Annotated in this window: 13 protein-coding genes; 5 read left to right on the plus strand and 8 right to left on the minus strand. The window is 74.7% G+C overall.

The features are described from left to right. Positions 1-798, plus strand: coding sequence for an SDR family NAD(P)-dependent oxidoreductase (locus ABD665_RS05610; RefSeq protein WP_204911856.1), 798 nt, complete (start codon positions 1-3; stop codon positions 796-798). 64 nt (positions 799-862) lie between these two features. Continuing rightward, positions 863-1153 carry a hypothetical protein gene (locus ABD665_RS05615; RefSeq protein WP_204911855.1) on the plus strand — a complete coding sequence of 97 codons (291 nt, stop codon included), beginning with the start codon at positions 863-865 and terminating at the stop codon, positions 1151-1153. 10 nt (positions 1154-1163) lie between these two features. Here ABD665_RS05615 and ABD665_RS05620 read toward each other — a convergent pair whose 3' ends face one another. From ABD665_RS05620 to ABD665_RS05655, 8 genes are all read right to left on the minus strand, one after another. After that, positions 1164-1817, minus strand: a complete 654-nt coding sequence (locus ABD665_RS05620) for a methyltransferase domain-containing protein (RefSeq protein WP_204911854.1) — start codon at positions 1815-1817, stop codon at positions 1164-1166. A 10-nt stretch (positions 1818-1827) separates the two neighbouring features. Continuing rightward, positions 1828-2613 carry an inositol monophosphatase family protein gene (locus ABD665_RS05625; RefSeq protein WP_344741389.1) on the minus strand — a complete coding sequence of 262 codons (786 nt, stop codon included), beginning with the start codon at positions 2611-2613 and terminating at the stop codon, positions 1828-1830. 81 nt (positions 2614-2694) lie between these two features. Then, positions 2695-3816 carry a PD40 domain-containing protein gene (locus ABD665_RS05630; protein WP_204911853.1) on the minus strand — a complete coding sequence of 374 codons (1122 nt, stop codon included), beginning with the start codon at positions 3814-3816 and terminating at the stop codon, positions 2695-2697. Beyond that, positions 3813-4244, minus strand: coding sequence for an RDD family protein (locus ABD665_RS05635; RefSeq protein ID WP_204911852.1), 432 nt, complete (start codon positions 4242-4244; stop codon positions 3813-3815). Before ABD665_RS05635 ends, ABD665_RS05630 begins: the two co-directional genes overlap by 4 nt. Positions 4245-4466: 222 nt before the next feature. After that, a complete protein-coding gene (locus tag ABD665_RS05640; protein ID WP_204911851.1) occupies positions 4467-5198 on the minus strand; it encodes an FHA domain-containing protein in 732 nt (243 codons plus the stop codon). Beyond that, positions 5195-6337 (minus strand): protein kinase domain-containing protein, encoded by a 1143-nt coding sequence (locus tag ABD665_RS05645; protein ID WP_204911850.1) that lies wholly within the window; start codon positions 6335-6337, stop codon positions 5195-5197. The genes ABD665_RS05640 and ABD665_RS05645 overlap by 4 nt, the downstream gene beginning before the upstream one ends. Further along, entirely contained in the window at positions 6334-7437 is a 1104-nt protein-coding gene (locus ABD665_RS05650; protein ID WP_204911849.1) for an FHA domain-containing protein, read from the minus strand. Before ABD665_RS05650 ends, ABD665_RS05645 begins: the two co-directional genes overlap by 4 nt. 80 nt (positions 7438-7517) lie before the next feature. Beyond that, positions 7518-8552 (minus strand): PHP domain-containing protein, encoded by a 1035-nt coding sequence (locus ABD665_RS05655; RefSeq protein WP_204911848.1) that lies wholly within the window; start codon positions 8550-8552, stop codon positions 7518-7520. Positions 8553-8671: 119 nt separating this feature from the next. On the opposite strand from ABD665_RS05655, the gene ABD665_RS05660 reads away from it, so the two are divergent. From ABD665_RS05660 to ABD665_RS05670, 3 genes are all read left to right on the plus strand, one after another. After that, entirely contained in the window at positions 8672-9814 is a 1143-nt protein-coding gene (locus ABD665_RS05660) for a PucR family transcriptional regulator (RefSeq protein ID WP_425562130.1), read from the plus strand. A gap of 688 nt (positions 9815-10502) precedes the next feature. Continuing rightward, positions 10503-11723 (plus strand): acyltransferase domain-containing protein, encoded by a 1221-nt coding sequence (locus ABD665_RS05665; RefSeq protein ID WP_204911846.1) that lies wholly within the window; start codon positions 10503-10505, stop codon positions 11721-11723. After that, positions 11720-12754, plus strand: a complete 1035-nt coding sequence (locus tag ABD665_RS05670; RefSeq protein ID WP_204911845.1) for a beta-ketoacyl-ACP synthase 3 — start codon at positions 11720-11722, stop codon at positions 12752-12754. The genes ABD665_RS05665 and ABD665_RS05670 overlap by 4 nt, the downstream gene beginning before the upstream one ends. Positions 12755-12793 lie beyond the last annotated feature (39 nt).

Raw genomic sequence — 12793 nt, forward strand, 5'->3', positions numbered from 1 at the left:
ATGCAGTCCAACAGCGACCTCCTGTCCGCCCTTCCCACCGACGACCGGCTCGCCGGTCGCACCGCGATCGTCACCGGCTCCAGCGCCGGGATCGGCGAAGCGGTCGCCCGCGTGCTCGCCAGCTCCGGTGCGACCGTGGTCGTCACCGCGCGCGACCTCGCCCGGGCCACGCCCGTCGTGGAGGCGATCACCGCGGCCGGCGGCACCGCCCACGCCCTGACCCTCGACCTCGCCGGCTCGTACGCCGACCTCCGGGCCTTCGCCGCGGAGGCGACGGACGTGCTCGGCGGGCGCGTCGACGTGCTCGTGAACAACGCCGGCATCTACCCCGTCGGGCCCACGGAGACGCTGCCCGACGCCGACCTCGACGCGCTGCTCGCGGTGAACGTCCGCGCCCCCCACGTCCTCGTCGGCGCCGTCGCGCCGGCCATGGCCGAGCGCGGCGACGGCGTGATCGTCAACATCGGGTCCTGGATGGCCCGGGTCGGCACGCCGGCCATGGCGATGTACCCCGCGACCAAGGCCGCGCTCGAGCAGCTGACGCGCGGCTGGGCGGCCGAGTACGGCCAGCGCGGCGTGCGCGTCGTCGGCGTCGCACCCGGCGCGACGAGCACCCGCGGCAACGCCGACTACCCCGAGGCGATGGAGCACCTGGCCAAGCAGACCGTCGCCGGCGTCCCCGTGCGGCCGGTCGACGTCGCGTACGCGGTGCGGTTCGTCGTGTCCGACGAGGGCCGCTTCGTCCAGGGCAGCTCGATCGACGTCGACGGCGGGATCACCGGGGCGCGGGTCGGCTGACCCCCGAACCTGAAGATCCGGCCGGCTTGAGGTGTTCTTCAGCCTGGCCCCGCACGCTGGGTCCATGACGCACCTCGGGCTGGTCGACCTCGTCACCCTGGTCCTCGTGGCCTCCTCCGTCGTCGGAGCGCTTCTTGGGCGGCGGGGCCTGTTCGGCGCGCTGCTCTCGGGCGCGGGCACCGCGGTCGGCTGCTGGCTCGTCTGCCTCGGCCTGGTCGCCTGGGCGCCCGACGTGGTCGCGAGCGCGGCCTCCTCGAGCGCGCTGTTGCAGCTGGTCCCGGTCCCCGGGCCTGCGCTCGCGAAGGCCCGGGCGCTCGCCGGCTGGGTCGCCGGCGAGTACGGCACCTGGCACTAGCGCCCGGGCATCAGCCCTGGCGGCGGGCGACCACCGCGTAGAGGGGGTCGCCGCGGTAGCGGCCGGAGGGCGTGCGGAGCGAGACCTCGGGCTCGTCGAACCCGCCGGCGAGGCGGACGTACGTCGCGGCGATGGCGCAGCGCGTGTCCTCGTCGGCGTAGAGCCAGCCCGCGACCGCCTTGGAGGGGAAGAGGCGGTTGGAGAACGTGAGCACGACGGGAGCCCCCGGCCGCAGCACCCGGGCGGCCTCGCGCAGCACCTCGACGGGCCGGACGAGGTAGTCGACCGAGACGCAGCAGAGCACCGCGTCGAAGGACGCGTCGGCGAAGGGCAGCACCGGGTCGGTGTTGAGGTCCTGCACGACGCGCTCGGTCGCCACCGGGTTGGCCCGCAGCTCGCTCGCGTTCATCCCGAGGACGACGAGCTCGGCCGGCGGCGTGCGCAGGTGCGAGACCCAGGACGACATGAGGTCGAGCACGCGGCGCGGCGCGGTGGCCGAGCCGTCGACGCCCAGCTCGGCGTAGAGGTCGGAGACGGCCGCGATCGCGCCGTCGTCGATGTGCGTGACCAGGCGCGGTGGACCGTAGAACGCCGCGTCCGAGCTCTCGTCCTCGCGGGCGAAGAAGCCCGCGGGGAAGACGTCCTCGGGACCCGACGCGCTCATGGGCGGACCGTCAGGCCGCAGCGGCGGCGGCGCCGTCGAGCAGCGCCTGCCGGGTCTCGGCCACCGCCTGCGCGTTGCCGGCGACGAGCCAGCGCTGCCCCTCGATGAGGACCTCCTCGGCGGCACCGCCCGCGCCTAGCACCAGGGCCGCGCCCGGGTACCAGTCCCACGGGTGCAGGTTCGCCTGGAGGAACACGCCGATGCGCCCCGACGCGACCCCGGCGAGGTCGACCGAGGCCGAGCCGAACATCCGGGTGGTCGCGGCCGTTCCCGTCGCCGCGTTCCACGAACCGGCCTTGACGCGGTCGCGCAGGTGCGAGGCGTTGGAGTAGGTGGCGACGGACACCTCGGCGAGCGGGCGGTCCGCCAGCGGGGTCACGTCCCGGCCGTTCAGCGTCGTCGGCCGGCCCCGGCCGCCGACCCACAGCTCGTCGCGCGCCGGGTAGAACACGGCCCCGAGCAGCGGGCCCTCGTCGTCGACGAGCCCGACGGCGGAGCACCAGTACGGGATGCCGGACAGGAAGTTGTACGTGCCGTCGACCGGGTCGATGTACCAGGTGCGGCCGCCGGTGCCGTCGGCGGCGGTGCTGCGCGCACCCTCCTCGCCGACCTGGCCGTCGTCGGGACGCTCGGCCGCGAGCCGGCCGGAGACCAGCGCCTCGGCGGCGTGGTCGGCCGCCGACACCACGTCGGAGATCGAGGTCTTGTAGTGGGTGTCCAGGCCTGCCGCGAGCATCCGGTCCGCCAGCCCACCGGCTTCGCGTACGAGGTCGGCCGCCAGCGCGTCGTCTTCCACGGCCCCGACCCTATGCGCTGCGCCCCGACCCGCCCCCGGCGCACCGCGGTGAGCCGCCGAGCCGGAGCGCGGGGGCAGCCGTCAGCGGGGCGTCCAGCTCGGCGTGCCGACCGTCCCGTCCTGGGAGAGCTCGCGCTCCTGCCCGCCGTCGCGGTCGACGACCACGAGCCGGAGGTGCTCGTCGTCGTCGTCCGACGCGCGCCGGAACACCAGGGACCGCCCGTCGGGCGACCACGAGGGGTCGGTGTCGATCTCCTCGCCCGTGGTCAGCTCGTCGATGTCGCTCTCGGACCCGTCGACGGGCATCGTCACGACGTGGGCGGGGTCGTCCCGGTCGTCGACGCTCACGTAGCGCGAGAAGGCGACGGTCGTGCCGGTCGGCGCCCAGGCCGGGCTGACGTTGCGGCCGCCGACGACCCGCGCGGGTTCGGTGGAGCCGTCCACGGCGGTGAGGTAGAGCGGCCCGCCGCGGCTCCAGGAGCCGGACTCCGCCTTGGGGTAGAGGACCTGCCGCCCGTCCGGGCTGAAGGTGGGGCTCCCGATCAGCCCGACGTCGAGCGTCCGGACGAAGGTCCCGTCGGTCGTGGCCGTGCCGAGGGTGAAGGTGCTGCCGCGCTCGTCGATCTTGCAGACGACGCCCAGCGTCCCGTCGCCGCTCCAGACGACCTGGCGCAGGAACGGGCAGCCCGGCGACCCGTCCCGGAACAGCAGCCGCTGCACGCTGCCGTCGGCGGCCACGGCGTGCAGCGAGGTCCGCAGGCCCGGGCGTTCGCGGCGCAGGTAGAGCACCGTACGGCGGTCGTGCGACACGACCGGGGCGATCTCCTGCTCCCCCGACGCCAGCACGACCGCGCCGCGCGACCCGGCGGAGCTGATCGTCGACATGGTCCAGTCGTCGCCGACGTTGTAGCGGACGACGATCTGGTCGTCGGCGAGCGGGCGGGCCGACCGGGGCAGGTCGTCCCCGCTCCCGGGCGACGGCGTGGCGGACGCCGGCGAGGACGCAGTTGCGGACGCGGGGCTGGAGGCGGCGGGCGCGGACGCGCTGCCCGGCCCGGCGGGCGCGGAGGCGGTGCGTGGAGGCGCCACGACGTTCCACCAGACCACCCCGGAGGCTGCCGTCAGGAGGACCAGGACGGCGACCAGCACGACGGTCAGCCGGCTGGTGCCGGGTCGCACCGTCGCCTCGTCGGGGGCGGTCACGCGAGAGATCCTCGCACGACGACGGACCCCGCGGCCCGGTCGTGCCAGCCCCGCCGGGACCCCGGCGCGCGGGCCAGGAGCGGCAGCAGACCGAGCCCGCAGGGGGCGACCGCCAGGAGCAGGACGACGGTCCGCAGCAGCGCGCGCTCGTAGCCGATCGGGGTCCCCCGCCTCGCGTCGACGACCACGATCCCCAGGACCCGCTGGCCCGGCGTCTGGCCCTCGCCGACGCCGACGACGGCGTAGAGCAGCGCGGCCACGACCCAGCCGACGAGGGCGAGGGTCGACGCCAGGTGCCAGCCGCCGTCCGGGCTCCGGGTCGAACGCAGCCCGAGCAGCAGGACCGCGACGAGGGGGACGGCGAGCACGGTCTCGTCGATCGCGGCGGAGCCGAGCCGCGCCCAGGGCGCTGCTGCCGCGCGGGGCACCGACCCCCCGGTGCCCCGCGCGCCGCGACCACGTCCCGCCCCCCACGGGGCGTGGCCACAGACCGGACAGCTCATCGACGCGCGGCACACCGTCGCCGGGGCATGTCCGCTCCTCCCGGGCAGCTGCGCGCCGCCGTCGAGAACGACCCTAGGGAGGTCTGGGCGGCAGCGGAATGGGGAGCACTCCCCATGCCCGCGGTCGTGCGGGCGCCGACCGGCGGGTCAGGTCCGGCGCGGGCCGCCGGCCGGGTCGGGCAGGAGCGCCAGGTCCGCGGCGGTGACGAGCTGGGTCGCCAGGGCGTACTCGACGAGCCGGGCCTTGCGGCTGGTCGCGAGCCGGGAGGCGTCCCCGTGCAGGCCGCGGACGCCGAGCTTGGTCAGCTTCTCGCAGACGTTGTCGAGCTTGCGATTGAGCTTGGTCGGGGTCCAGCCCAGGCGTTCCGCGACCGCGCTGGAGGCGGGCGTCACCGCTCCCCCGCGATTCTGCCGGTGCAGCACGGGCTCGCAGAGGCCGACGAGCAGCAGGTGCTGGTCGGGCGTCAGCGAGACGCGCCCGACGGTCACCGAGCCGGCGAGCTCGGAGCGCTGCCGGACCGGCTCGAACAGCGACCCCTCGAGGTGGACGTCGAGCTCGTACGTCGTGGGTCCGGCCGTGAACCAGACCACCGTGCGCGGGAACACGAGCGGCAGCCGCCCGCCCGGCGCCAGCCACGCCTGCAGCCCGCCGAACTCGTCGGCGACGGTCGCGCTCAGCACGGTCCCGACGTTCGAGAGCCACCACAGGTCGCCGCGGTCGGCCACCTCGAGGAACTGCCGGTGCAGGAAGGGGTTGTCGTCCACGGCGACGTCCGCGTCGCGCCCGATGACCAGGGGGTGCCCGGGCCGCACCGGGTAGACCTCGCCGCAGTAGTCCACGGTCAGGCCGGGCAGCGTGGACGCGTGCGTCGCCGTCACCCGGCACCCCCGGAGCGCAGGTAGAGCATCAGCAGCCCGAGCAGCAGGACCGCCGCCATCACCAGGACCAGGACCACCAGCACGGCCGGGGTTCGGGGGCCCGCTGCCGTGCCCGACGCGGCGGTCGCGACGGGCTCGGGGTCGGGCGCCGCCGTGTCGTCCGGCGTCGCCGGTGCGGGCTCACGGTCGGCACGGCGCCGCGTCACGCCCGCGAGGGCGGCCCGGTCCCGGTCGCCCCGGTCGCCCCGGGGTTCCGGCGGGCGTCCGGGGACGAGCACGACGTCGGTGGGCTCGAGGTGGAGCTGGCGCTGCACGTCCTGCAGCGCGTGCACGAAGCTGGTCATGGAGGAGAAGCGGTCGCCCGGGTCCTTGGCCAGGGACTGGCGCAGCAGGCCCTCGAGCGTCGCGGGCACGTCGGGACGCCCGAGCGCCGGGAGCGGTTCGAGCCGGATCCGGCGGACGAGGGCCGCCTCGCTGTCGCCCTCCCGGAAGAAGGGCGACCGCGTGGTCAGCAGGTGCCACAGCGTGGCCGCCAGCGAGTAGACGTCGGAGGCGACGCCCGGCGCGGCGCTGTCGGCGAGCACCTCCGGCGGCGACCACGGGATCGACATGCCGATGATCCGGTCACCGACGTCGGCGATCGTCCCGGCGATGCCGAAGTCGCTGAGTGCCGGCCCGAAGGGGTTGCGCAGGATGTTGTGCGGCTTGATGTCGCGGTGCAGGATCCCGGCGCCGTGCGCGTACGCGACCGCGCTGCCGATCTGCACGCCGGTCTTGAGGACCTCGGCCACCCCGAGCGGCGTCCTCGCCCGGTCGAAGAGCGTGCCGTCCGGGTAGAAGGGCATGGTCAGGTAGGGCCGTCCGTGCGCGGCCCGGCCGACGGCGAACACCGGGACGATGTGCGGGTGGGCCAGGCGGGCCATCGCGTGCGCCTCCGCGACGAAGCCCGTCGCCTCGTCCTCCGACAGCCCGGTCTCGCGCACGACCTTGACCGCGACGTCCCGGTTGAGGCTGGTCTCGCGGTAGAGGAAGACGTCGGCGTAGCCGCCCGTCCCGATCCGTCTCCGGAACTCCAGCCCCGCGATGTGCGGCCCGACCTCCTCGACCTCGGCCGCGCGCCCCTCGCGCGGATCGCTCACGGCTGGACCTCGAACGGCAGCGTGACGACGTCGGCGAGCACGATCGCGCCGCCGGGCCCGAGCGGGGTCGGCTCGTACGCCCGCAGCGGCGTCACCCGCCCGGCGTGGTCCACGACCGCGGTGCCGTTCGTGGAGCCGAGGTCGCAGACGAGGACGTTCCAGAGGTCGAGCACGACCGCCACGTGCTGCGCGGACACGTCCTGGTCCGGGTCGGGTAGCGCGACGAGGTGGGGCTGCGCGCCCACCCAGTCCGCGGGCACGTGCGGCGCACGGCCGAGCACCGCGCCCCGGTCGAGCAGCAGCGTCACGCCCTGCGGCAGCACCAGCCGGCCGAGCGCCGGCCGGGCCGTCTCGAACGCCTCCTGCGGCGGCACCGGCCTGCGGCAGACGCGGCAGAGGCCGGACCAGGCCGGCGTGAGGTGGCCGGCCGGGCAGACCGCGGCCAGCACCCGGGGCGCGTCGACCGCTCCGGGCGCGCCCGCGACCGGGGTGGGCGCCTGGCGGCGCACCCGGACCGTGGTCGTCGCGGCGTCGCGAGCCCGGGTGACGGTGCCGGTGGGGCGGGCGGAGGTCCCGGAGCCCGCCAGGGTGGTCGTCCCGACGAACGACTGGGTGTCGTCGGCCCGGTGCACCTCGGACTCAGCCGGCCGGGTGTCGACGAGGACGAGGTGGAACGCGCCCGCCGCCGCGACGCCGTCGCGCAGCGGGAGGTGGGGTTCGGCGGACCCGTCGGCGAGGGCCGCCCCCAGCGTCGACGCCCCGCCGAGCGGCAGGTCGAGCCACGCGGCCGCGGGCCGGTCGGGCTGGACCTCGGTGCCGTCCACGAGAAGACGGACGGCGCCGCGCGCGACGAGCCGGCGTACGCCCGCCTCGCGCACGAGGGCGAAGGCCGGCAGCGCCTCCGGGCCCTCCGCCAGGACGGTCTCGAGCAGCGCGTCGACGTCCGCCGTCGTCGGCAGCCGCTCCCAGCACCGCGTCACCAGCGGGTGCCCGGGGTCGACGTCGAGCAGGACGGCCCAGCCGCCGGTCCGCAGGAGGGTGCCGCCCGCGCCGCCGTACGTCGCGGCGGCGGGCCCGCCGGCCGTCGGAGGGGGCTGCACGCCGAAAATCTACAGCGCGGCACCTTTCTGCCGACATGGTCGGCCGGGGCACGGAGGGAGGGGTGGGAGGGGTCGGAGCGTCAGCCCTTGTCGGCCCAGGCCAGCAGCCGGTCGACCGGCCAGGTGTTCACGACCCGGTCGGGGTCGAGCCCGAGCGCCTCGGCCCGCTCGCACCCGTACGCGAGGAACTCCAGCTGCCCGGGCGCGTGGGCGTCGGTGTCGATGCTGAAGAGGCAGCCCATGTCGATCGCCTGCCGCAGCAGGTCCGTCGGAGGGTCGCGGCGCTCCGGGCGCGAGTTGATCTCGACGGCGACGTCGAAGGTCCGGCAGGCCTCGAAGACGACCTCGGCGTCGAACACCGACTGCGGCCGGGTGCCCCGCGAACCCTCGATCAGGCGGCCCGTGACGTGGCCGAGGACGTTGGTCCGGCGGTTCGCGATGGCGCCCACCATGCGGTGCGTCATCGTCTCGGAGTCCGAGCGCAGCTTGGAGTGGACGCTCGCGACGACGACGTCGAGGCGCGCGAGCAGCGCGTCGGTCTGGTCGAGCCCGCCGTCCTCCAGGATGTCGACCTCGATGCCCTGCAGCACCCGGAACGGGGCCATCTCCTCTCCCAGCCGCGCGGTCAGCGCCATCTGCTCCTGCAGGCGCTCGGGGCTCAGCCCGCGGGCCACGGTGAGGCGCGGCGAGTGGTCGGTGATGACGCAGTACTCGTGCCCGAGCGTCCGTGCCGTCGCCATCATCTCCTCGACCGGGCTGCCGCCGTCGGACCACAGGGAGTGGGTGTGCAGGTCGCCGCGGATCGCGGCCCGCAGGGCGGCGCCGCCCTCGACGAGGGGTTCGCGGTCGTCGCGCAGCTGTTGGAGGTAGTCGGGGACGCGGCCGGCGAGGGCCTGGGTGATCACGGTCGCCGTCTTCGGGCCCACGCCGGTGGCCTTCGCCCACGAACCCTCGGCCTGCCGCTTCGACCGTTCCTCGGCCGGCATCGCCTCGAGCGCGTCGGCCGCCCCCCGGTACGCCTTCACCCGGTAGGTGTCGGAGCGCGAGCGTTCCAGCAGGAAGCCGATCTCGCGCAGCGCGGCGACCGGGTCGACCTGCTCGGCGTCCTCGCCCACGTCCGTGCTCCTTCCTGCCGGTGCCGGGGTCCTGCCCGACCCCTACGCTCGACCCTATGGCGGCGAGCACGAGGGGCATCACCAAGTCCCTGCTCCCTGCCCCGAAGACGCGGGCGGCGATGGCCAAGCGCCTCGCCGGGGCCACCGCCGCGATGACGACCGCGACCGTGAGCGAGATGGAGGAGCGGCACCCCTGGTTCCGTGAGCTGGACGCGGAGCACCGCTCCTGGGTCGGCGTCGTCGCGCGGGCCGGCATCGACGGGTTCGTGACGTGGTTCGCGGACCCCGACCCCCAGTCGCCCACGACGACGGACATCTTCGGCGCGGCACCGCGCGCGCTGACCCGCAAGATCACGCTGTCCCAGACCGTCGAGCTCGTCCGCACGACCATCGACGTCGTCGAGGCCCAGATCGACGAGGTCGCCCCCCGCGGCGACCGGCCCGTCCTGCACGCGGCGATCGTCGGCTACAGCCGCGAGGTCGCCTTCGCCGCCGCCGAGATCTACGCCCGGGCCGCCGAGCTGCGCGGCGCCTGGGACGCCCGGCTCGAGGCCCTCGTCGTCGACGCGGTGCTGCGCGGGGAGACCGACGAGACCGTGCTCTCGCGCGCCTCGACCCTCGGCTGGCGCGCGTCCGGCGGCGTGGTCGTCGTGGTCGGCCCGGCCCCCGAGAGCGAGGCCGGGCAGGCGGTGGACTCCGTACGCCGCACCGCCGCCACCGCCGGCCTGGACATGCTCGGCGCCGTGCAGGGCGACCGCCTCGTGGTCGTGCTGGGCGGGGCCGCGCTCACGACGCCCGACTTCGCGCGGCAGGTCGTCTCGCGGTTCGTGGACTGCTTCGGCGACGGCCCCGTCGTCATCGGCCCTCCCGTCGAGCACCTGATGGACGCCGCCGCCTCCACCCGCGAGGCGTTCTCCGGCTTCCGCGCCGCCCCCGCCTGGCCCGAGGCCCCGCGCCCCGTCGAGTCCTCCGACCTGCTGCCCGAACGCGCCCTCTCCGGCGACGGCCACGCCCGCCGCGCCCTCGCCCGCGACCTCTACGACCCCCTCGTCGGCGCCGGCGGCGGCCTGCTCGACACCCTCGTGACGTTCCTCGACCAGGGCCTCCAGGTCGAGGCCGCCGCCCGCGCGCTCTTCGTGCACGCGAACACCGTCCGCTACCGCCTCCGGCGCATCCACGAGGTCACCGGCTACTCCCCCACCGACCCCCGCGACGGCTACGCCCTCCGCCTCGCCCTCACGCTGGGGCGCCTGCGGCACTGAGGGGTCGGTTGGTCTCCTGCCCCTGCTCGGCTGGGAGCCACGTCTGCTCGGGTTCGTGTCGTCTGCGCGGGCTCGAACACGCGCAGACGCACCGAAGGCGAGCAGACGTACGAGGCCGGGTTCGGCACCTGGCCCAGGGCGCCGCCTGCACGACAAGCCGACAGACGCACCAACGGCGAGCAGACGTACGCCGGGCCGGTCTGAGCGGCTGAGTTGGGGCCCTCCGGGGGTGCGCGAGCAGACGTACGCGGGCCCGTGTCTGCTCGGGTTCGTGTCGTCCGCGCGGGTTTGAACACGCGCAGACGCACCAAAGGCGAGCAGACGCACGCCGGGCCGGTCTGAGCGGCTGAGTCGGGTCCCTGCCGGGCCTCGGCGAGCAGGTCTGCTCGCGTCCGGGAAGTCTGCGCGCGTTCGTCAGCGCTCAGACTCGCCCGACCCGAGCAGACAGGCGCGGGGCCTACCGTCTGCTCGACCTCGTGTCATCTGCGCGGGTTTGAACACGCGCAGACGACACGAAGGCGAGCAGATGTCGGGCGGGCCGCACGCGAAGGCGGATCGGGCGTCGTACGACACGGCGTACGAAACCGAGATGAACGCCACACTCTTGTCAGAACCGAACAATCGGATGTCCGAAGATTCGTGGTGTCCCTGCGCGACTTCTGGGCCAAGGTCACGAAAGAGTAAAGGGGTGTTGGCGATCGTCGCGCCCGGTCAGGGCGCCCAAGCTCCGGGGTTCCTCGGCCCCTGGGTCAAAGAGTCCTCCTTCTCCGACCGCCTGAACTGGCTGAGCGCGGTGAGCGGTCTGGACCTCGAGCACTACGGGGTGCACGCCGACGCCGAGACCATCCGGGACACGGCGGTCGCGCAGCCCCTGCTCGTCGCGGCGGGTCTGCTCGCGGCGCTGGAGCTGTTCCCGCACCCGGCCGACGCGTACCCCCTCATCGGGGTCGCCGCCGGGCACTCGGTGGGTGAGATCACCGCTGCCGCAGGCGTCGGCGTCTTCTCCGCGGAGTCGGCGATGGTCCTCGTCGCCGAGCGCGGCCGCGCGATGGCCGCCGCCAGCGCGGTCCGGCCGACGTCGATGACCGCGGTCGTCGGCGGCCAGCCGGACGAGGTCGCCGCCGCCCTCGAGGCGCAGGGGCTCACCGCCGCGAACAACAACGGCACCGGCCAGGTCGTCGCCGCGGGCACGGTCGAGCAGCTCGCTGCCCTCGCCGAGCACCCGCCGACGCGGGCCCGGCTGATCCCGCTCAGCGTCGCCGGGGCCTTCCACACCGTCCACATGGCGTCCGCCGTCGACCGGCTGAGCCGCCTCTCGCGGGCGATCTCGACGCACGACCCGCGGACCCGCCTCTTGTCGAACCTCGACGGACAGGTCGTCCACGACGGCCGCGACGTCCTGCGTCGCCTGGTCGGCCAGGTGGCTTCCCCGGTGCGCTGGGACCTCTGCATGGCGGCCATGGCCGACCTCGGGGTCACGGGCCTGCTCGAGCTCCCGCCGGCCGGCACGCTGACCGGGATCGCCAAGCGCAACCTCAAGGGCGTCGAGCTGTTCGCGCTGAACACGCCCGACCAGACCCAGGACGCGCTCGACTTCATCGCGCGTCACGGCGGACAGCCGGCGTCCTCGACCCCGATCACCGCGAACCCGACGTGGCGCCTCGTCGTCTCCCCGGGCAAGGGCCAGTTCACCCGGACCGAGGACATCGAGGCCGGCATGCTCCTGCCGGTGGCCAGCACCATCGGCCTGGTGAAGAACCGCCGCGACGAGGTCGCGATCAGCGCCCCGTACGGCGGCATCGTCGTGGAGTGGCTCGTCGAGGACGGCGACCCCGTGTCGCCCGGTCAGCCGCTGCTGCGGCTGCACCCGACGGTGGAGTCCGACGAGGCGACGGAGGTGTCCCGATGAGCGGGGTGAAGGCGAGCCAGGGCGCGGCGTTCTCGAAGATCATGGGCATCGGCGGCTACCGCCCGCGGCGCGTGGTCGACAACGCGGAGATCGTCACCTACATCGACAGCTCCGACGAGTGGATCCGTACGCGCTCCGGCATCACGGAACGCCGCTGGGCCTCGCCGGACGAGACGGTCCAGATGATGTCGGTCGCGGCCGCCCGGACGGCCATCGAGCGCGCGGGCCTCGAGCCCGGCCAGGTCGACACGGTGATCGTCGCGACGGTCACCCACCTGCTGCAGACGCCGGCGATCGCGACCACCATCGCGTCCGAGCTCGGGGCCAAGAACGCGGCCGCCTTCGACATCAACGCGGCCTGCGCCGGCTTCTGCTACATGGTCGCGATGGCCGACGCGCTGATCCGCTCCGGGGCCTCGAAGTACGTCGCGATCATCGGCGTCGAGCGGCTCACCGACCTGACCGACATCCATGACCGGTCGACGGCGTTCATCTTCGCCGACGGCGCCGGCGCGGCGATCATGGGCCCGAGCGACGAGCCCTCCATCGGCCCGGTCGTCTGGGGTTCCGACGGCGAGCAGTCCGACCTGATCACCCAGACCCAGCCCTGGGACAAGGCGATCCCGCGCCAGGACCGCGTACGCCCCGAGGACGGGACCGCCGAGGCGGCCACCTGGCCGACGATCGCGATGACCGGCAACCCGGTCTTCAAGTGGGCCTCGTACGCGATGGCCAAGACCGCGGCCGAGGCGCTCGACGCCGCCGGCGTGCAGCCCGACGAGCTCGACGTCTTCGTCCCCCACCAGGCGAACAACCGCATCACCGACGCGATGTTCAAGGCGCTCAAGCTGCCGAGCGACGTCGTGATCGCCCGCGACATCGTCAACCACGGCAACACGTCGGCCGCCTCGATCCCCCTGGCGATCGAGACGCTGCTCGAGAGTGGCGAGGCCAAGTCCGGCCAGACCGCGTTGATCATCGGTTTCGGCGCCGGCCTCGTCTTCGCCGGTCAGGTGATCACGCTCCCCTGAGCGTGATCATCTCCCTCTGCCCGCAAGATCAGCACAACC

Origin of the sequence: Microlunatus spumicola (assembly GCF_039536445.1) — a bacterium.
GTDB classification, from domain to species: Bacteria; Actinomycetota; Actinomycetes; order Propionibacteriales; family Propionibacteriaceae; genus Microlunatus; species Microlunatus spumicola.

What these genes read in the sequence shown, in the direction of transcription:
- ABD665_RS05610 (WP_204911856.1), top strand. Translation starts at nt 1, where the DNA reads ATGCAGTCCAACAGCGACCTCCTGTCCGCCCTTCCCACCGACGACCGG.
- ABD665_RS05615 (WP_204911855.1), top strand. Translation starts at nt 863, where the DNA reads ATGACGCACCTCGGGCTGGTCGACCTCGTCACCCTGGTCCTCGTGGCC.
- ABD665_RS05620 (WP_204911854.1), bottom strand. Translation starts at nt 1,817, where the DNA reads ATGAGCGCGTCGGGTCCCGAGGACGTCTTCCCCGCGGGCTTCTTCGCC.
- ABD665_RS05660 (WP_425562130.1), top strand. Translation starts at nt 8,672, where the DNA reads ATGGCCAAGCGCCTCGCCGGGGCCACCGCCGCGATGACGACCGCGACC.
- ABD665_RS05670 (WP_204911845.1), top strand. Translation starts at nt 11,720, where the DNA reads ATGAGCGGGGTGAAGGCGAGCCAGGGCGCGGCGTTCTCGAAGATCATG.